The 18,330-nt window shown below is 55.5% G+C and carries 18 protein-coding genes; 13 read left to right on the top strand and 5 right to left on the bottom strand.

Translation table 11 applies throughout. The annotated features are described in order from the left end of the window. The first annotated feature begins 110 nt into the window (after positions 1 to 110). Positions 111 to 1,139, top strand: a complete 1,029-nt coding sequence (locus tag U869_RS0125430; RefSeq protein WP_025119692.1) for a dienelactone hydrolase — start codon at positions 111 to 113, stop codon at positions 1,137 to 1,139. Here U869_RS0125430 and U869_RS0125425 read toward each other — a convergent pair. Next, positions 1,099 to 1,995, bottom strand: a complete 897-nt coding sequence (locus U869_RS0125425; protein ID WP_025119693.1) for a LysR family transcriptional regulator — start codon at positions 1,993 to 1,995, stop codon at positions 1,099 to 1,101. The genes U869_RS0125430 and U869_RS0125425 overlap by 41 nt on opposite strands. A gap of 106 nt (positions 1,996 to 2,101) precedes the next feature. Here U869_RS0125425 and U869_RS0125420 point away from each other — a divergent pair, with 106 nt between their 5' ends. Together U869_RS0125420 and U869_RS0125415 are read left to right on the top strand one after the other, a co-directional pair. Next, on the top strand, positions 2,102 to 3,484 hold the full coding sequence (locus tag U869_RS0125420) for an MFS transporter (RefSeq protein WP_025119694.1): 1,383 nt from the start codon (positions 2,102 to 2,104) through the stop codon (positions 3,482 to 3,484). Continuing rightward, positions 3,481 to 3,861 carry a hypothetical protein gene (locus tag U869_RS0125415; RefSeq protein ID WP_025119695.1) on the top strand — a complete coding sequence of 127 codons (381 nt, stop codon included), beginning with the start codon at positions 3,481 to 3,483 and terminating at the stop codon, positions 3,859 to 3,861. Before U869_RS0125420 ends, U869_RS0125415 begins: the two co-directional genes overlap by 4 nt. Positions 3,862 to 4,052: 191 nt before the next feature. On the opposite strand, the gene asr is transcribed toward U869_RS0125415, so the two are convergent. Beyond that, the gene (asr, locus tag U869_RS0125405) at positions 4,053 to 4,574 is read right to left on the bottom strand and encodes an acid resistance repetitive basic protein Asr (protein WP_025119696.1); all 522 of its coding nucleotides are present in this window, start codon (positions 4,572 to 4,574) and stop codon (positions 4,053 to 4,055) included. A 191-nt stretch (positions 4,575 to 4,765) separates the two neighbouring features. Here asr and U869_RS0125400 point away from each other — a divergent pair, with 191 nt between their 5' ends. Then, positions 4,766 to 5,755, top strand: coding sequence for a nickel/cobalt transporter (locus U869_RS0125400; protein ID WP_025119697.1), 990 nt, complete (start codon positions 4,766 to 4,768; stop codon positions 5,753 to 5,755). An 82-nt stretch (positions 5,756 to 5,837) separates the two neighbouring features. Further along, the gene (locus tag U869_RS0125395) at positions 5,838 to 6,146 is read left to right on the top strand and encodes a YqjD family protein (protein WP_025119698.1); all 309 of its coding nucleotides are present in this window, start codon (positions 5,838 to 5,840) and stop codon (positions 6,144 to 6,146) included. A 64-nt stretch (positions 6,147 to 6,210) separates the two neighbouring features. Here the strand turns inward: U869_RS0125395 and U869_RS0125390 are convergent, their stop codons facing one another. Next, positions 6,211 to 7,653: a PLP-dependent aminotransferase family protein gene (locus U869_RS0125390; protein ID WP_025119699.1), complete on the bottom strand. Its 1,443-nt coding sequence runs from the start codon at positions 7,651 to 7,653 to the stop codon at positions 6,211 to 6,213. Positions 7,654 to 7,933: 280 nt separating this feature from the next. Between U869_RS0125390 and U869_RS0125385 the strand changes: the two genes are divergently transcribed. The 5 genes from U869_RS0125385 to nrdF all read left to right on the top strand — a co-directional run bounded on the left by U869_RS0125385 (position 7,934) and on the right by nrdF (position 12,373). Next, positions 7,934 to 8,365 carry a carboxymuconolactone decarboxylase family protein gene (locus tag U869_RS0125385; RefSeq protein WP_025119700.1) on the top strand — a complete coding sequence of 144 codons (432 nt, stop codon included), beginning with the start codon at positions 7,934 to 7,936 and terminating at the stop codon, positions 8,363 to 8,365. Between the two features lie 268 nt (positions 8,366 to 8,633). Continuing rightward, complete coding sequence (gene nrdH, locus U869_RS0125380) at positions 8,634 to 8,870, top strand: glutaredoxin-like protein NrdH (RefSeq protein ID WP_025119701.1); 237 nt, start codon at positions 8,634 to 8,636, stop codon at positions 8,868 to 8,870. Positions 8,871 to 8,878: 8 nt separating this feature from the next. Beyond that, complete coding sequence (gene nrdI / locus U869_RS0125375) at positions 8,879 to 9,280, top strand: class Ib ribonucleoside-diphosphate reductase assembly flavoprotein NrdI (protein ID WP_025119702.1); 402 nt, start codon at positions 8,879 to 8,881, stop codon at positions 9,278 to 9,280. After that, on the top strand, positions 9,262 to 11,406 hold the full coding sequence (gene nrdE, locus U869_RS0125370) for a class 1b ribonucleoside-diphosphate reductase subunit alpha (protein ID WP_025119703.1): 2,145 nt from the start codon (positions 9,262 to 9,264) through the stop codon (positions 11,404 to 11,406). The genes nrdI and nrdE overlap by 19 nt, the downstream gene beginning before the upstream one ends. Before the next feature lie 7 nt (positions 11,407 to 11,413). Further along, a complete protein-coding gene (gene nrdF, locus U869_RS0125365) occupies positions 11,414 to 12,373 on the top strand; it encodes a class 1b ribonucleoside-diphosphate reductase subunit beta (protein WP_025119704.1) in 960 nt (319 codons plus the stop codon). A gap of 45 nt (positions 12,374 to 12,418) precedes the next feature. Here the strand turns inward: nrdF and U869_RS0125360 are convergent, their stop codons facing one another. Continuing rightward, positions 12,419 to 13,159, bottom strand: a complete 741-nt coding sequence (locus U869_RS0125360; protein ID WP_025119705.1) for an SDR family oxidoreductase — start codon at positions 13,157 to 13,159, stop codon at positions 12,419 to 12,421. A gap of 111 nt (positions 13,160 to 13,270) precedes the next feature. Here U869_RS0125360 and U869_RS0125355 point away from each other — a divergent pair, with 111 nt between their 5' ends. Next, a complete protein-coding gene (locus U869_RS0125355; RefSeq protein WP_025119706.1) occupies positions 13,271 to 14,167 on the top strand; it encodes a LysR family transcriptional regulator in 897 nt (298 codons plus the stop codon). A gap of 42 nt (positions 14,168 to 14,209) precedes the next feature. Here the strand turns inward: U869_RS0125355 and U869_RS0125350 are convergent, their stop codons facing one another. Further along, entirely contained in the window at positions 14,210 to 15,562 is a 1,353-nt protein-coding gene (locus U869_RS0125350) for a 2-hydroxycarboxylate transporter family protein (protein ID WP_025119707.1), read from the bottom strand. Positions 15,563 to 15,905: 343 nt separating this feature from the next. Here U869_RS0125350 and U869_RS0125345 point away from each other — a divergent pair, with 343 nt between their 5' ends. Both U869_RS0125345 and U869_RS0125340 read left to right on the top strand, forming a co-directional pair. Then, on the top strand, positions 15,906 to 17,498 hold the full coding sequence (locus tag U869_RS0125345; protein ID WP_025119708.1) for a sensor histidine kinase: 1,593 nt from the start codon (positions 15,906 to 15,908) through the stop codon (positions 17,496 to 17,498). A gap of 17 nt (positions 17,499 to 17,515) precedes the next feature. Beyond that, on the top strand, positions 17,516 to 18,202 hold the full coding sequence (locus U869_RS0125340) for a response regulator (RefSeq protein WP_025119709.1): 687 nt from the start codon (positions 17,516 to 17,518) through the stop codon (positions 18,200 to 18,202). Positions 18,203 to 18,330 lie beyond the last annotated feature (128 nt).

Here is an 18,330-nt window from a genome sequence, read left to right as displayed (position 1 = left end):
GTAGAGACCATTGTCAACTAAAACAATTGCTTAACGACCTAGATCGCGATCGAGGTCGCACAGGAGGGGCACCGATGCGATGGTCTGGTTTTCCCTTTTAAGGAGCAATGATGAAAAAGTTTTGGATCCTGTGTCTGTTGTTTAGCAGTGTCGCCACGGCGGCCCCCTGGCAGGTTGCCAGCCGCCTGCAAACGTTTTATAACGGCGATCGCCCCTTGGTCAGCCGCATCTATTATCCGACCAGCGCCCAAGGCCAGCCGCAACAGGTCGTTGGCAGGCCGGTGTTTGCAGGTATCTCAGCGCTGCCAGACGCCCCTCCCGCCAACGGGCATTTTCCACTGCTGATTATCAGCCACGGCAGCGGAGGCAACAACAGCAGCCAAGCCTGGCTGGCGAGCGCATTAGCGCAGCAAGGGATGATCGTGATCGCAGCCAACCATCCGGGCAGTACCAGCGGTGATTCCATCCCGGCAAAATCGCTCGAACTGTGGCAACAAACGCGCGATATTTCGGCGCTGATCGATGCGATGCTCAAGGACACTACCTGGCAGCCGCGCATCAACCCACAGGCCATTGGCGTGGCGGGTCATTCCAAAGGTGGCTACAGCGCCATCTCCGCGATTGGCGGTCAGGTAGCGTTAAAGGATTTCATCGCCGGTTGCCAACGCCAACCCCGCTCTCCTAACTGCCTGTTTTATAACGGTGTGAACAAAGAGACTCTCTCTGCCTCGGCGTTTGATGCCAATTACACCGATGCCCGCATCCGCTTTGCCATCGCCCTGGACCCAGGTATGGTGCCTTATCTGCAACCGGCCAGCCTGCGGAAAATCAGTGCTCCGTTGCTGATCATCGCCGCACAGCGCTTTATGCCGGGCAACGATCCCGCAAGCCTGGGGGCAGAATCGCTGGCAACCTATAGTGGGCAGCAGCCGATCAAGGCCATCGTCTTGCCGGGCAGTAATCACTTCGATTTCTTACAACTTTGTACCCCCGCCGCCACAGAGATATTAGCGGAGGAAGGGGAAGCCTTTATCTGTGGATCTGCACCCGCCGAGCGTGAACGCGCCCACCAGCAGGCCATCGTGGCCGTGCTGGCCTTTATTCAGCCCTGGCTACCCGCGCCCGCAGGAAATCAATAAACCCCCGTACCTTCTCCGGCACATGGTGTGTATTGGGATAAAGCGCATAGATGCTCTGGGCCGGGAACTGATGATCTGGCAGTAGGTGACACAATTGCCCGTTAGCAATAACGGGCCGTACCAGCCATTCCGGCAACAGGGCCACACCGGCTCCCTGTAACGCGAAAGTCAGCAGCGCTGTAGCGCTATCGGCCATCAGCCTGGCGTCTCCTTCTACCTTGAACAATACTGCCTGCCGTTCAGGGGTAAGCACTTGCCAACTCAGCGGCGAAGCGAGACGGCTATGAGCCAACCAGCTGGCCTGAGCCAGTTGAGGTAATGACGCGATCGGCTGGCCAGCCAGATAGGCAGGAGCCGCCACTGGCACAATATTGAAGTTGTCGATCAGCGCCGCATGATGGTTGGAGTCCGCCAGATGACCCAGGCGGATAGCCACGTCAAATCGCTCGGAAATCAGATCTGCATGATAGGAGGAAGAAACATGCTGAATGCGTAAGCGCGGGTGCAACTGCGCAAAAGCAGCCAAGGCTGGCACCACCATCTGAGTGCCATATTCCGGCGTGCTGGTGATACGCAGAACGCCGCTCAAGCCATGATGATCGCGGCGCACGTCGTCGAGCAGGTATTCCGCATCTTGCAACAAACGCTGGCAGCGTGGGTAAAAACGTTCTCCGGCATCGGTGAGTGACAACCGCCGCGTACTGCGCACCAGCAGCGAAACACCTAACTCATTTTCCAACTGCTTGATGTTAAAGCTGACCACCGCTTTGGTGTGCCCTAGCGCCTCTGCCGCGGCGGTGAAGCTGCCGCTATCAACCACCGCGATAAACATCGTCAATCTAGCTAAATTCAGCATTACCCACTCGCCAACTGTCAAAATATTTTTGACAGTGTAATCGCCCTGCGCCGATTTATCCGCCTTTTGCTGCCCGCTACACTGCACGCCTTCAACCGGAGGCTTCATGGCTTATCGTACTAAAGTGGCAATCGTCTATCTGCTCGGCTTCTTTGTCGACCTGATCAACATGTTTATCGCCAACGTGGCCTATCCGGCGATCGGCCACGCCTTGCAGGCCAACATCAGCCAACTGGCCTGGGTCAGCAATGGTTATCTACTTGGCCTGACGCTGGTGATCCCGCTCAGTGCCTGGCTGGCACAGCGCATTGGCGGGCGGCAAGTGTTTCTGCTGTCGCTGGTGCTGTTTATGCTGGCAACCACGGCGGCAGGCAGCGCCGGATCCATCGAAGCACTGATCGGCTGGCGAGTAGTGCAAGGCATGGGTGGAGGGTTACTGATCCCCATCGGCCAAACGCTCACCTATCAGTTGTTTCGCAGCCATGAACGCGCCGGGTTGTCTGCCGCTATCATGCTGGTGGGGCTGCTGGCTCCGGCATTATCCCCGGCACTGGGCGGCTTGATCGTCGATCACTTCAACTGGCGCTGGGTGTTTTTCAGTAATCTGCCGCTGGCGGCGCTGGCCCTGCTGCTGGCTATTTGTTGGTTACGTAACGAACCTTCAACTAGCGAAATTAAACCGCTGGACGTTGTCGGGCTGTTCAGCGCCTGTCTGGCACTCACCCTGATCCTGCTGGGCCTGACCCGTTTGAGCGAACCCCATTCACTGTTGCAGGGAGCAACCTTGCTGCTCGGCGGATTGTTGGTGTTTACTTACTACCTGCGTCACAGCCTGCGTCATCCGCACCCGCTGCTGGATCTGCGGCTGGTGCAGGATGCGCAATTACGCATCGCCATGATCGTCTACCAATGCATCCCTGGTTTGTTCATCGGCGTCAGTCTGGTCGCCATGCTGTATCTGCAAAACCAGCTGGGTATGTCGGCCACTCAGGTTGGTGGATTGATGGTTCCCTGGTCATTGGCTTCTTTTGCCGCCATCACCCTGACCGGCAAGGTTTTCAATCGCTGTGGCCCGCGCCCGCTGTTTATTGTCGGTTGCGCTTTGCAAGGACTGGGGATGCTGGCGTTATCGCAGATCGGTGATGCTGGGCAGCATAGCTGGCAAATCTTCGCTTTTGCCCTGATGGGATTGGGTGGCAGTCTGTGTAGCAGCACGGCACAGAGCTGTGCCTTTCTCACCGTTGCCGACACCAGCTTGGCCGATGCCAGCGCCTTATGGAATATCAACCGCCAACTGAGCTTTTGCTTTGGGGTGACCTTGCTCAGCCTATTGCTCAACCTGCTGCTCAGCCATAACGATCCCCTCTCGGCCTATCGTTACTGTTTTTATCTCGCCGCAGCCAGTACGCTGATCCCGATGCTGCTCTGCCTGCGTATTGCCAACCGCGCCATCGTGCGCCATCTCAACGCCAAACAGGAAGCCCGATGAATCGTTATTTTACCGAAGTGCATGATGCCCATGTCGCTATTGCCAACTGGCTGGGAAAAGGAACCGGCGAACATCCGGCGCTGTTAACGCGCTTTCAGGATGATTTTTGCATGATTGCCCTAAACGGCAGCAAGTTGGGGTGCAAAGAACTGGGGGCATTTTTCCAGGCACATCGGGCAGCAAAGCCGGGGTTGGAGATTGTGATCGAGGAAATGACGCTGGTCGCAGAATGGGCAACGGGTGCCGTAGTCAACTATCGCGAGAAGCAAACGCTGCCAGGCCAACCGGCAACCCTGCGTTATTCTACCGTGGTGTTTACCCAGACTGCCGCAGGATCTCGCTGGCTACACCTGCACGAAACGCCTATCGCGCAATAATTACAGGAAGCTGCTGGCAAGGAACAATTCCCAAGCAACAACCAGACCACATAACGTAACGGCACTGAAGATCACTTCAAACAGGTAGCGATTGATCATGATATAACCCCCCAAAAAAAAGACACCCGGAAGACCGGGTGTCAGAGTATTCAGCGGATGATGCGGAACCCTGACGGCTCCGCAATCTTCACTTATTTTGCAGCTGGAGCAGCGGCTTTTTTGCTTGATTTGTGGTGTTTTTTAGCAGCCTGGGCTTTCTGAGCTGGTTTGGCTGCGGCTTTGTGATGCTTTTTAGCAGCCTGAGCTTTCTGAGCTACTGGAGCTTTGGTAGCGGCAGCTTTGTGGTGCTTTTTAGCGGCCTGAGCTTTTTGAGCTGGTTTGGCTGCGGCTTTGTGGTGCTTTTTCGCTGCCTGGGCTTTTTGAGCTGGTTTGGCGGCGGCTTTGTGATGCTTTTTCGCTGCCTGAGCTTTTTGCGCTACTGGCGCTTTTTTGGCGTGTTTTTTAGCGGCCTGAGCTTTCTGCTCGGTAGCTTTTTTGGTGGCTTTCTTATGTTCTTTCTTGTGGTGAGTCGCTTTAGCTGGCGCTTTCTCAGCCGCAGGAGCCGCAGTAGTAGGAGCCGCAGTTGGTGCCGGTGCAGCCGCAGTATCAGCAGCGAAAGCAACAGAAGACAGGCCCATGGTGGCAGCAACGATCAGCGCTAATACTTTTTTCATCTTTAAATCCTCGGATTGTGTTTTTCGGTAAGCCCGGTTGGGCCGTTGAGGAGATAATAGAGGAATCAATCACCCGCTTCCGTGAGTGATTGGTTTCGCTGAGTAACCAAATGTACAGAGCTTGTGAACCTCGTACATCAGGTTATGCTTTAAGCAGATCGCTTCCGATCGTCATCCCCGCAGGCGCTGCCATGAGAACACTATCGCAGAGGATCACCCCGCTCAATCAGGTCAGCCTGGGCATTGCCGCGTTGTTATTGATCGCACTGCTGGCGCTGTTTACCCGCCATTGGGCGCAGTTCGTGCAGTACTGCATCAACTTCCAGATTTACATGCACCGCTATTTGGTGATGTATCTGCTGCAACAGCAAAATCATCAGTACCGTGGCGGTATGATGTTGGTGTTCGGTAGCTTTATTTATGGCTTCCTGCACTCTGTCGGGCCTGGGCACGGCAAATTTGTGATCACCACCTACCTGGCGACCAATCGCCAACAGTTGGCTATCAGCCGCTTGATTACCCTGTGCGGCAGCCTGATGCAGGGGGTGGTCGCTATTTTGTTTGTGCTGATCCTGGCGGTGGCGCTCAATCTTTCGATGGGCGATCTTAGCCTCAGCCGCTATTGGGTGGAAAAAGGCAGCGCCGTGTTTATTGCCTGTTTTGGGCTGATGCTGATCTGGCGCGCTGGTGGGCTGCGCTTGCGTAAATCCCTCGTCCTACGGCCATCCATGATGAAGGCCATCCCGGCGACTCCCTTGATAACCCAACACGATCCACATTGCGGCTGCGGCCACAAGCACTCGCCTGACGCCAGCGATCTGAACGGTGGCTGGCGTAATGCATTATGGGTGATTGCCGCGATCGGTATCCGCCCTTGCAGTGGCGCGATCCTGATCCTGGTCTTTGCCAACGCCATCGGCATGTTTACCTGGGGAGTGATCTCCGCGCTGAGCATGGCGCTGGGAACGGCGCTGTCAATCATGATCCTGGCAACGCTGGTGCACCATTTACGTGAACGATTTATTCACACCGGCGGTCCGCTGATGGGCGTTTATCTGCCACAAGCGGCACGCATTGCCATGATGCTGGGGGGAGTCATACTGATCCTGTTTGCGTTGGTGTTATTTAGCGCGGTGATCCCAGTGAGTGCCAACGGCGATTTTATTGCCGCAGGTTGTTGATCGCTTGATATTTACGTGATCGTCTGCACACTTCCCAAATGTGGTCTACACTTAATAGACATGTGTCACAACGGAGAGTCGAATGTTTAAGAAGACCGATAAAGTAGAACGAGACATCGATCAGGACGTGAACCTGCTGGCCGATACGCTGGATGAAGTATTACGTGATTCCAGCAGCAAAACCAAAGAAGAACTGCATGAACTGCACAGCAAGGCAAAAGGCATACTACGCGATGCCCGTGCACGTTTCAGTGGTTCCAGCAGCCTGACACAACATGCGCGCGACGTAGCTGACAATGCCGATAGCTATGTGCGAGACAAACCTTGGCAAGGCGTTGGCATCGGTGCCGCAGTGGGCATCGTGATCGGCGTCTTGCTGGCCCGGCGTTAACCATGTAGTCGCAGTGCCCATAACAACAGATGTGCGTCTGGCCCACGGTTTTCCGTGGGCCGCTTTATTTTCCATTCTCAATAACCTTCGCCAGCCGGGCGACTGCGCGTTCTGCCTCGCTGTAACTGGTGAAGTTGGCAAAGCCCAGCAATAAGCCGTTATCGCCAGACGATGACATCTGCCAATCCGACAACGCCTGTATCGACAACCCCTGCTGCCAGGCTTTCTTCGCCAGCTCGTTATCATTGAACCCTGCTTTCAGATGAACCAGCATCTGGATACCGCCAGCCTGTGGTGCCACCGTCAAATAGTCTGCAAGCCGCTCTGTCAGGGCCTGCGCCAGCCACGCGCGCCGCTGGCGATACAACAATCGCATCCGCTTCAGATGGCGGTAGAAATGCCCGCCGTTGATAAAATCGGCTACCCCGGCTTGCAGTAATGGGGGGCAACCGCAGCCGCGTAGCTGGCTACAACGTTCAAAATCCGCCACCTGCTCGGCGGGCACCACCAGATAGGCCATGCGTAGCGCCGGGAACAGAGTTTTGCTGAAGGTTCCGGCGTATAGCACACGGCCCTGGCGATCGAGGCTTTTCAACGGCGGTAAGGGTTTGCCGTAGTAGCGACATTCGCTGTCGTAATCGTCTTCGATGATCCATGCCCTGTGACGGGCAGCCCAATCCAGCAACACCATTCGCCGGGTCAGGCTGAGGGTAACCCCTAACGGGCTTTGGTGAGTTGGCGTCAACACCGCCATGCGGGCATCCGGCCGGGCGCTAATTCCGGCGTTGATGTTCATCCCTTCTTCATCCACCGGCACCGGGACAATTTTCATCCCGGCGGCGTTAAACATCGGCTGAGTTACAGGATAGCCAGGATCCTCCAGCCAAACCGCCTCTCCTGGTTGCAGCAATGCGTTGATCACCAGTTCCAACAGGGCCTGATAACCCGCGCAGATAAACACCTGCCCCGGCTGGCAGACGATGCCACGGGAAAGGTGCAGGTAGTGTACGATTGCCTCTCGCAGTTCCAGCAGACCGTTGGGTGGCGGATGTGCCAGTGCGGCCATCGTAGTACCACGCAGTTGCCGGGCAACGATGCGCTGCCATACCGCCCGTGGGAAGACATCCAACGCGGGCAGGCCAAGCTGGAAAGGCTGAGTCGGCCCTGCGGGATGAGACTGGAATGCGGAAGGTGCCGGAGTCGACAAAGTGGGGGCCGCCGACGGCTCGCGGCGCTCAGACACTTTCAGCAACTGGGCAGAAACATAGGTTCCCGCCTGACCCCGGCTTTGCAGCAAACCTTCGGCCATCAAGGCACCGTAGGCATTTTCAACCGTCGCACGCGCGACGCCGAGATCGCTTGCCAGGCCCCGCACCGAAGGTAAACGGCTGTTAGCCACCAGGGTGCCCTGCACAATAGCGTCTTTGATCCGCAGATAGATCTGCCGGTATAGCGGCTCGGCCTGTTGGGGATCCAGCCGTAGGGAAGCAAGAAAATGACGTGTCATGACCTGATGTCCCCCCTCTCCCAAAGGACGAGGGGACTGACCGTGCCACAACTGAGCACCTGCACCCAATGGTGGCTCCGGGCTAACTCCCTCTCCCCAAGCCAGTGTTCATGAAGTAACTCGATCCTTACATTGGGAGAGGGTTGGGGTGAGGGGGATCTGGGCAAAGCACTACGCATCATGGCCTGGTTAAATAATCATTTTATGGCTCTATAGCATAGACCATATCGCCGTTAAAGTAGCGCCATACATTTGCGATGTCGCAACACCGAGGTAGAACATGATCAAGCAACGTTTGCAGTACGCCGAACTGTCACCGGCCCCTTATAAAGCCATGCTGAGCGCTTTGGGCGGATTGGAAAAAGGCCCGCTGGGCAAGACGCTCATCGAGCTGATGTTTATGCGCGTTTCACAGATCAACGGCTGCGCCTTCTGCCTGGATATGCACGGTAAAGCGCTGCGAGCAGGGGGAGCAAGTCACGCCAAGCTGGATACGCTGGCGGGCTGGCGTGTCAGCCACGAATTTAGCGAAGCGGAACGCGCTGCGTTGGAATGGGCCGAAGCGGTCACCCTGATTGCGGCGACCGGCGCACCGGACAGTGCCTTTGACGCCCTGAAAGCCCATTTCAGCGACGCCGAAATCAGCGATCTGACCTTTGCCATCAGCATTATGAACGCCTTTAACCGCCTGGCCGTCAGCATGCGGCAGTAATTTTACTGGCCGGGGTAACCCGGCCTGCTCAACTCTCACCGCAAAAAAAAATTTCCCCACCGCTTTTCCAGCCTCGGCGCGGCCTGCGCATCAAAAACCTAAAAACACCACATATAGTGATGTTGATAAAATAAATATCCACATATAGTATTCATTCATCGCCGCAGGGGAAAACGCCCGGGCTGGTGACACCGTCAGAAACGCCCATGTAATGCGCCGTTCTCTGACCTATCCGCCTTTCCTGTCAGACAAAAGGCAAATGCGAATCATGAGTATTATTATTTACACTAAACCAGATTGTGTCCAGTGCAATGCCACCTATCGTGCACTGGATAGACAGGGGATCGACTATCGCGTGGTCGATCTCACCCAGGATCAGCAGGCGCTGGATCACGTTAAGTCTCTGGGTTATCAGCAGGTTCCGGTGATTATCACGGGTGACGATCACTGGTCTGGTTTCCGTCCGGACAAGATTGGCGCGTTAGCCAACGCCCTAACCTCCTGAGGTGTGCCATGGATCCGCTGGTTTACTTCTCCAGCAGTTCGGAGAACACCCACAGATTCGTTGAGAAATTGGCCCTGCCAGCGATACGCATCCCGATCGCTGGCAGTAAAAAAGTGCTGATGGAGCACCCGTATATCCTGATCGTCCCCAGCTACGGCGGCGGCAGCAGCGTTGGTGCCGTACCGATCCAGGTGATCCGTTTTCTCAACATTCCGCAGAATCGCGCTTACCTGCGCGGAGTGATTGCCGCAGGTAACACCAATTTCGGCGCAGCGTATGGCATCGCCGGTGACATCATCGCCAAAAAATGCCAGGTACCGGTGCTTTATCGTTTTGAGCTGCTCGGCACCACACAAGACGTCGCCACCGTTCAACAGGGAGTCACCGCATTTTGGCAACGACAGAACTGACCAGGCCCGCCAGCGGCACGCTGGATTACCATTCGCTCAACGCGATGCTCAACCTTTACGACGCTGAAGGACGTATCCAGTTCGATAAAGATCGGCTGGCGGCCAGGCAATACTTTTTGCAACACGTGAACCAGAACACCGTGTTCTTCCATAACCTGGAGGAGAAATTACGCTATCTGGTGGATGAGGGGTATTACGAGGCCGCGGTGCTGGCACAGTATGAGTTCGCCTTTATCAAGCAACTGTTCCAGCAGGCCTATGCCAGGAAATTCCGCTTCGAAACCTTCCTCGGCGCTTTCAAGTATTACACCAGCTACACGCTGAAAACCTTCGATGGCAAACGCTATCTGGAACGCTATGAAGATCGGGTCTGCATGGTGGCGCTGCGACTGGCGGCTGGCGATACCGCTTTGGCACAGGATCTGGTGGAGGAGATCATCTCCGGGCGCTTCCAACCCGCTACCCCCACCTTCCTCAACTGCGGTAAACAGCAGCGTGGCGAGCTGGTTTCCTGCTTCCTGCTGCGGATCGAAGACAATATGGAGTCGATTGGCCGCGCGGTGAATTCAGCGCTGCAACTCTCCAAACGCGGCGGCGGCGTGGCCTTTCTGTTAAGCAATATCCGCGAGGTGGGTGCGCCAATCAAGCGCATTGAAAATCAGTCTTCCGGCGTGATCCCGATAATGAAAATGCTGGAAGATGCTTTCTCCTATGCCAACCAACTGGGTGCACGCCAAGGGGCCGGGGCGGTGTATCTGCACGCCCATCACCCCGATATTCTGCGCTTCCTGGATACCAAGCGGGAAAACGCCGACGAAAAGATCCGCATCAAAACCCTGTCGCTGGGGGTGGTGATACCGGATATCACCTTCGAGCTGGCCAAGAACAACGAAGAGATGTACCTGTTCTCGCCTTACGATGTGCAGCAGGTGTACGGCGTGCCGCTCTCAGAGATTAGCGTCAGCGAAAAATACCGTGAGATGGTCGACGACAAGCGCATCCGCAAATCCCGTATCAACGCGCGCGAGTTTTTCCAGGTGTTGGCGGAGATCCAGTTCGAGTCCGGCTATCCGTACATGATGTTTGAAGATACGGTCAACCGCAGCAACCCGATCGCCGGGCGCATCAATATGAGCAACCTATGCTCGGAGATCCTGCAGGTCAACAGCCCCAGCCGTTACCACCAGGATTTGAGCTATGCCGAGATCGGCAAAGATATCTCCTGCAACCTCGGCTCGCTGAACATTGCCAAAGTCATGGATGCCCCCGATTTCGGCAAGGCGGTGGAAACCGCGATCTACGGGCTGACGGCGGTAGCGGAGATGAGCGATATCGGCTCGGTGCCGTCTATCGCCGCCGGTAATCAGGCTTCGCACGCCATCGGCCTCGGTCAGATGAACCTGCACGGCTATCTGGCACGCGAACGTATCTTCTACGGCTCGGACGAAGGAATCGATTTCACCAATATCTATTTCTACACCGTGACCTACCACGCGCTGCGCGCCTCTAACCAGTTGGCGATAGCCCGCGGTAGCAGCTTCGGTGGCTTTGAAAACTCCACCTACGCCAGCGGGGAGTATTTCGCTAAATACATCGAGCAGGAGTGGCAACCTAAAACCGAGCGAGTGCGTGAACTGTTTGCCAACGCCAATATCCCCCTTCCAGGGCGTGAGGAGTGGCTGGCACTGCGGGCTTCGGTGATGATGCACGGGCTGTATAACCAGAACCTACAGGCGGTGCCGCCTACCGGTTCGATTTCCTATATCAACAATTCTACCTCCAGCATCCATCCGATCGTCTCACGCATCGAGATCCGCAAAGAGGGCAAGATTGGCCGGGTTTACTACCCTGCTCCCTACATGACCAACGACAACCTGGAGTATTACCAGGATGCGTACGAAATTGGTCCGGAAAAGATTATCGATACCTATGCCGCCGCCACGCAGCACGTGGATCAAGGGCTGTCGTTGACGCTGTTCTTCCGCGATACCGCCACCACCCGCGATATTAACCGCGCGCAAATCTATGCCTGGCGTAAAGGCATCAAGACCATCTATTACATCCGCCTGCGCCAGATGGCGTTAGAAGGTACCGAGGTGCAGGGCTGCGTGTCCTGTGCGCTGTGAGGAAATTATGACAATGCAACGAGTGCAGGCCATCAACTGGAACAAGATTGATGACGATAAGGATCTGGAGGTGTGGAACCGCCTGACCAGCAACTTCTGGCTGCCGGAAAAGGTGCCGCTGTCGAATGATATTCCGTCCTGGGCTACGCTGACCGACAAGGAACAACAGCTTACCATCCGCGTTTTTACCGGGCTGACGCTGCTGGATACCATCCAGAATACCGTCGGCGCTCCGGCGCTGATCGAAGACGCCATCACGCCACACGAAGAGGCGGTGTATTCCAACATCAGCTTTATGGAAGCGGTACACGCCCGTTCCTACAGTTCGATATTTTCTACCCTGTGTCAGACGCGGGATGTCGATGAGGCTTACCGCTGGAGCGAGGAAAACAGCACGCTACAGAAAAAGGCCAGCATCATTCTGGCGCATTACCGCAGCGACGATCCGCTGATGAAGAAGGTCGCCAGCGTGTTTCTGGAGTCGTTCCTGTTCTATTCCGGTTTTTATCTGCCGATGTATTGGTCGAGCCGGGCCAAATTGACCAACACCGCCGATCTGATCCGCCTGATCATTCGCGATGAAGCGGTACATGGCTACTACATCGGCTACAAGTTCCAGAAAGGCCTGGAACAGGCCAGTCCGGCCCGCCGTCAGCAAGTGAAGAATTTTGCCTTCGATTTGCTCCAGGATCTGTATGACAACGAAGTGCGTTATACCGAGGAGCTTTACGACGGCGTGGGCTGGACGGAAGAAGTCAAAACCTTCCTGCACTATAACGCCAACAAGGCGCTGATGAATCTGGGCTACGAGGCGCTGTTCCCACCTTCAATGGCACAGGTCGATCCGGCAATTCTGTCGGCGCTGTCGCCCAATGCCGATGAGAACCACGACTTCTTCTCCGGCTCCGGCTCTTCCTACGTGATGGGCAAAGCGGTAAATACCGAGGATGAAGACTGGGAATTTTAAAACTAATCGGGCGCAGCATGCTGCGCCCTTACCAAAGAGGGTCTGTTAAATAATTCCACCATTGGCGCGCAGGGTTTGGCCATTGATCCAGGCACCGTCGGCACCAGCCAGGAAAGACACCGTCGCGGCAATATCCACCGGCTGCCCCAAGCGTTCCAGCGGGGCCATTTTCGCCAGCCGTTCGATCAGTTCGGGAGATTTGCCATTGAGGAACAGATCGGTGGCCGTTGGCCCCGGGGCGATGGCGTTCACAGTAATGGCACGGCCACGCAGCTCCTTTGCCAACACGCTGGTCAAGGCCTCTACTGCCGCTTTGCTAGCGGCATACATGCCGTAGCCCGGCTGCAACAGCCCTACCACACTGGAGGAAAAGTTGATGATGCGGCCATTATCACGCAGCCGCTTGGCCGCCTCTCGCAGGGTATTGAAGGTACCTTTCAGGTTGATGTCGATCAGGTGATCGACCTGGGCATCACTCATCTCCGCCACCGGAGCCAACTCGATAACGCCAGCGTTGTTCACCAGCACATCAACACCGCCAAACGCCTGTTCAACGCGGTCAAACAGTTGGCGTACCGCCTGCGGATCGCTGACATCGGCTTTGGCACTCAACGCTCGCCCTCCGCGCTGTTCGATGTTACGCACCAGTTCATCCGCCAATTGCTGGTTGCCCGCGTAGTTGATAATCACGGTAAAGCCGTCGGCGGCCAGGCGCTCGGCAATGGCAGCCCCAATACCGCGCGATGCTCCAGTTACCAGGGCTACTTGTTGTGTGTTGTCAGTCATTTTTCGATCCTTATCGGGCAGCTAAACTCAGTGCTGACATCATGCACCTGTCGCCAACGCGAATAATCCCCTATTCTTCAGCATCACTATCCGAAAAATGCGAACAATAAGATGGACAGAATCGATGCGATGCGGCTGTTCACCCGCGTGGTGGAACAGCGCAGCTTCACTCAGGCAGCCCAGGCGCAGGGTTTGCCCCGCTCCACGGTGACCGATGCCATCAAGCAGTTGGAATCCCGCCTCAATGTGCGCCTATTACAACGCACAACGCGACACGTCAGCCCAACGCTGGACGGAGAGGCTTATTACCAGCGCTGCCTGACCATTCTGGCGGAGATTGAAGACGCCGAAATGGCCTTTGCCGGGGCAAAACCACAGGGGATGTTACGCGTCGACGCGCACGGCACATTAGCCCGCCACTTTCTGCTGCCGGGGCTGAGCGATTTTTTGGCGCTGTATCCCGACATTGAATTCCATATGAGCGAAGGGGATCGGCTGGTGGATCCGGTGCGCGAAGGCATCGACTGCGTGGTACGGGTGGGCAAACTCAGGGACAGCGATATGGTCGCGCGCAGATTGGGAGAGTTGGCTGAGGTCACCTGTGCCGCTCCTGGTTACCTGCAACGCTTAGGTACGCCTGATTCGATCCAGCAGCTAGCTGGCCATCGTATGGTCGGCTTTCGCTCCTCACAAACCGGCACACTGCTCCCATTGGAATTCGCGGTGGAGGGCGAGGTACAGCAGCTGACATTACCCGCCAGCGTGATGGTCAGCGGTGCAGAAAGCCTGGTTGAAGCGGCACGTCGTGGGCTAGGGATTATCCAGGTGCCTCGCTACCATCTGCGCACCGATTTGGCTAACGGCACTCTGGTTCCTATCTTGCCCCAGTTCCCTTCCCCTCCTTTACCGGTATCGCTCCTTTACCCGCGCAATCGTCAGCTATCCCCTCGAGTACGGGTGTTTATTGACTGGTTTAGCCAGGAGTTCACGCGGCGCAATCAAGCATAAAAAAGCCCCGCATCCTGGCGGGGCAAGTCGGCAACACACTAATCAGAAGAAATGCGCTAACACCAGCAGCGACAGCGAAACGTTGATAGCCCCGCCAATGCGCGTAGCGATCTGGGCAAAAGGCATCAGCGACATCCGGTTGCCCGCCGTCAGAATGGCCACATCACCGGTTCCGCCCTGCCCACTTTGGCAGCAGGAAACGATGGCCACATCGATCGGGTGCATACCGATCTTCTTGCCCACCAGGAAACCAGTTGCCACCAGCGTACTTACCGTGGCTACGATGACGATCAGGTTTTGCACGGTAAAGGCATTCACCAGCTCTTGCCACGGCGTGATAGCCACGCCCACGGCAAACAGGATTGGGTAGGTCACGGCGGTGCGGAAGAATTTATATACCACCTGCGATCCTTGCTGAATACGTGGTGAAACACCGTGTGCCAGCTTCACCGCCACCGCAGCAAACAGCATACCTACCGGGGCTGGTAAGCCGATCATTCGGTGTAACAGCATACCCACCATATACAGCAGGATGGCCAGCAGCGCACCGCTGGCGATCGTGGCGACATCCACATTACCGCTCAATTTCTCCGTCGCGGCCATCTCACTGTCGCCCTGTTTGCTCGGCATCAGGCTGCCTTCACCGGTCAGATGCGGATAACGTTTCCCCAGTTGATTCAACAGGCCGGCAATGACGATCGCCGTCAGGCTACCCAGCATCACAATCGGCAGAATACGCCCCAACGCCACACCCTGTTCCATATGCAAAATGGCGGCATAACCCATCGACAATGGGATCGCGCCTTCTCCCACGCCACCGGCCATGATCGGCAGGATCAGGAAGAAGAAGATCTGGAACGGATCCAGCCCCAACGCCATCCCCACCGCCATTCCGACCAGCATACCGGCCACTTCACCACACAGCATTGGCACAAAGATACGCAGGAAGCCCTGGATCAGCACCTGGCGGTTCATGCTCATAATGCTGCCGACGATGATGCAGCAGATGTAGAGATAGAGAATATTGGTCGACTTGTAGAATTTGGTGGTAGCATCAACCACCACGTCCGGCAGCAGGCCATAATGCACCAGCGCGGAAGGAATAAAGGTGGCACAAATGGCAGCCGCCCCCATTTTGCCCACCAGCGGCAGGCGTTTGCCAAACTCACCGCAGGCAAAACCAAAGAACGCCAGCGTCGCTACCATCACGACGATGTCGCTGGGCAATTTCCCCGCCAGGCAATCGAGCAGGATCAGCCCCCCGGCCAGCATAAATAAGGGCAGTGGAATAATTCCTATCTTGTAATTATCCAGTATATGCCACCACTTTTCACGTAGCGGAATATCGGCGGTTTTATCTTTGGCTACCAGGTAGGAATCATCGGTTGTGCTCATAATATGGCCTCTTATTGTTTGTCCGGCCATCATAGAGAAACGCTTGGAGCCACCGCTGTGATTGTGTTCAAAATAAAAAAGGGTTTTTAATGGGGGTTATGGTTTCTATGGTGTTAATAAGCCTTATGTAAAATAGTGCGTGGAGTTAATGGCGTTAATAATAGGCTTATTTTAAGTTTTACTGCTTTTTTCGCACGCTTGCCGTTCACCACGCTGCGATGCAATATTCCCTCTACCATAAAGCCGTGGCGATGCTCACAACTTGATCCTGAGCAATATTACTCTGATACCTTCTCATGATAGGGTAGTCATCCCGACAGACACCCTGGACCCACGGCAAACCATGCGCATCAAGCTCTCTTTTCATATCAAACTGTTCCTGTGCCTGGTCGCCTTTTCCTGTGTGCTATTGACGTTGATCGGTGTTTACACCTACTACCAACTGGATGCTCAGTTGCACCGGGATCTGGGTGCCCGTGCTCAGGTGCAGGCACGTGAGATTGCACTGATCCCCTCCCTGGTGACCGCCGTTGAAAATAACGACACGCAATACATCGCCACGCTGATGAAAAAAATCCGCGCCAGCAGCGATGCCAGCTATATTGTGATCGGCGATAACCGGACCATGCACCTTTACCACTCCGAGCATCCCGAGCAACTGGGGAAACCCATGGTCGGTGGTGATAATAAAGAGGTGCTGGCAGGCAAAAGTATTATCTCCATCCGTAAAGGCGGTATCGGTATTTCATTGCGTAGCAAGGCACCGATTGTGGATGACAATAACCAGGTGATCGGTATTGTTTCCGTTGGCTACCTGAAATCCCATATCGACAGTTTAAATGCCCGTACGCTGACCCAGATCGTCGCTTCGATCGTGTTGCTGTTGATGGCGCTGTTTATCTTTTCCTGGCTGTTATCAAAGAACCTGAAACGCCAGATGTTTTCATTGGAGCCCAAAGAGATCGCGCTGCTGGTACGCCAGCAAAAAGCCCTGCTTGAAGCCATTTATGAAGGGGTGATAGCCATAGATCCACAGTTGCGCATCATCACCATTAACCACGCCGCCCGTGACCTGCTGGATCTGCGTCAACCGGCCAATAATCTGATGGGACAGCATATCGCTGAGATCATCCAGTCACAGCCTGATTTCTTTGCCGCTGAACAGTTGGGGCACGACACCCACGATGAGGTGTGCCGCTTCAACCATGTGCTGGTGATCGCCAGCCGGGTACGGATTATGCAGGAGGATGAACTCCAGGGCTGGGTGATCAGCTTCCGCGACAAGAACGACATCAACACGCTCAGCAGCCAGCTTAGCCAAGTGAAACGCTATGCCGACAATCTACGCATCATGCGCCACGAACAGCTCAACTGGACGGCCACGCTCGCCGGGTTGCTGCATATGCAACGTTATGACGAAGCCATCCGCTATGTAGAGGCCCAGTCGGAAGGCGCACAGGAGATCCTCGATTTTATTTCCCAACGCTTCAGCTCCGCCGCGCTGTGTGGTCTGCTGTTGGGCAAATACTCCAGTGCACGGGAAAAGGGGATCGAACTCCGCTTTGATCCCGCCTGTCAGCTGCGCCAAATTCCCGCCGCGCTGAACGAAACCGAACTGATGTCGATTATCGGCAACCTGTTGGATAACGCATTCGATGCCACGCTGCGTTGCGCAGCACCACACGAAGCGGTCGAACTCTATATCAATGACAGCAGCAACGAGCTGGTGATCGAAGTGGCCGACCACGGCACCGGGATTGCGCCGCAGGTTCGTGATACGCTATTTGAACAAGGCGTGACGACCAAAGACAAGGGCGACCACGGTATTGGCCTGCACCTGGTAGCCAGCCATGTTGCACAGGCACATGGCAGCATCGAAGTGTCGGACAACGATCCGCACGGCACCATTTTCTCGCTGTTTATTCCCAAAGCTTAAGTACCCGGAACCCACCTATGCAACCTGAGACGCTGGACGTTCTGATCGTGGAAGACGAGCCGCAACTGGCTACGCTGCACGCCGAATTTATTGAGAAAAACTTCAATCTGCGGGTGGTGGCCTATGCCGCGACCCTGGCGGAGGCCAGAGCAAAAGTTAATGCTCACCAACCCCGGCTGATCCTGCTCGATAACTTTCTGCCAGACGGCCAGGGGATCGCGCTGATGGAAGAAGCGGCGGTGAAAAAGCCGGGTTGTTCGGTGATTTTCATCACTGCGGCCAGCGATATGAATACCTGTAGTCAAGCCATCCGTAACGGGGCCTTCGACTACATCATCAAACCGGTATCCTACAAGCGACTACGCAACTCGCTGGAACGCTTTATGCAGTTTGTACAGACCCAGCGCACCTTCAAGGTCATTGACCAGAGCAGCGTCGATGCGCTGTATAACTTACAGTCCAAGCAGTTTTCTAACGAACCCAGCGCCAAGGGGATTGAAACCATTACCCTGGAGCTGGTTCAATCGTTATTTATCGATCAGCCGGATGTGGCCCATGCGGTAGAGGACGTGGTGGCGCAGGCTGGCATCAGTAAAACCACCGCCCGCCGATATCTGGAATACTGCGTGGCAAGCCAGTTTGTGCGCGTCGAAATGCGCTATGGCAATATCGGCCATCCCCGCCGTTTGTATCGTAAGGCTTAGGTTGTCATCTTTTTGACACATTGCCGGGATAGGCTGGAACAGAGATATCCCCCTCGATATCCATATCAGTGTTACATTCTGCTCTTTTTACCCGGCCAATCATTGACCGGGTTAATGAGATGGTCACC

This window comes from Serratia sp. H1w (assembly GCF_000633355.1).
Lineage (GTDB): Bacteria > Pseudomonadota > Gammaproteobacteria > Enterobacterales > Enterobacteriaceae > Chania.
Note: the sequence above shows the minus strand (reverse complement) of the source record. Positions and strands in the feature narration are given on the sequence as shown.

What these genes read in the sequence shown, in the direction of transcription:
- U869_RS0125430 (WP_025119692.1), top strand. Translation starts at nt 111, where the DNA reads ATGAAAAAGTTTTGGATCCTGTGTCTGTTGTTTAGCAGTGTCGCCACG.
- nrdH (WP_025119701.1), top strand. Translation starts at nt 8,634, where the DNA reads ATGAGTATTATTATTTACACTAAACCAGATTGTGTCCAGTGCAATGCC.
- U869_RS0125355 (WP_025119706.1), top strand. Translation starts at nt 13,271, where the DNA reads ATGGACAGAATCGATGCGATGCGGCTGTTCACCCGCGTGGTGGAACAG.
- nrdI (WP_025119702.1), top strand. Translation starts at nt 8,879, where the DNA reads ATGGATCCGCTGGTTTACTTCTCCAGCAGTTCGGAGAACACCCACAGA.
- U869_RS0125390 (WP_025119699.1), bottom strand. Translation starts at nt 7,653, where the DNA reads ATGACACGTCATTTTCTTGCTTCCCTACGGCTGGATCCCCAACAGGCC.
- U869_RS0125395 (WP_025119698.1), top strand. Translation starts at nt 5,838, where the DNA reads ATGTTTAAGAAGACCGATAAAGTAGAACGAGACATCGATCAGGACGTG.
- U869_RS0125425 (WP_025119693.1), bottom strand. Translation starts at nt 1,995, where the DNA reads ATGCTGAATTTAGCTAGATTGACGATGTTTATCGCGGTGGTTGATAGC.
- U869_RS0125360 (WP_025119705.1), bottom strand. Translation starts at nt 13,159, where the DNA reads ATGACTGACAACACACAACAAGTAGCCCTGGTAACTGGAGCATCGCGC.
- U869_RS0125345 (WP_025119708.1), top strand. Translation starts at nt 15,906, where the DNA reads ATGCGCATCAAGCTCTCTTTTCATATCAAACTGTTCCTGTGCCTGGTC.
- U869_RS0125415 (WP_025119695.1), top strand. Translation starts at nt 3,481, where the DNA reads ATGAATCGTTATTTTACCGAAGTGCATGATGCCCATGTCGCTATTGCC.
- U869_RS0125340 (WP_025119709.1), top strand. Translation starts at nt 17,516, where the DNA reads ATGCAACCTGAGACGCTGGACGTTCTGATCGTGGAAGACGAGCCGCAA.
- U869_RS0125420 (WP_025119694.1), top strand. Translation starts at nt 2,102, where the DNA reads ATGGCTTATCGTACTAAAGTGGCAATCGTCTATCTGCTCGGCTTCTTT.
- U869_RS0125400 (WP_025119697.1), top strand. Translation starts at nt 4,766, where the DNA reads ATGAGAACACTATCGCAGAGGATCACCCCGCTCAATCAGGTCAGCCTG.
- U869_RS0125350 (WP_025119707.1), bottom strand. Translation starts at nt 15,562, where the DNA reads ATGAGCACAACCGATGATTCCTACCTGGTAGCCAAAGATAAAACCGCC.
- nrdF (WP_025119704.1), top strand. Translation starts at nt 11,414, where the DNA reads ATGACAATGCAACGAGTGCAGGCCATCAACTGGAACAAGATTGATGAC.
- asr (WP_025119696.1), bottom strand. Translation starts at nt 4,574, where the DNA reads ATGAAAAAAGTATTAGCGCTGATCGTTGCTGCCACCATGGGCCTGTCT.
- U869_RS0125385 (WP_025119700.1), top strand. Translation starts at nt 7,934, where the DNA reads ATGATCAAGCAACGTTTGCAGTACGCCGAACTGTCACCGGCCCCTTAT.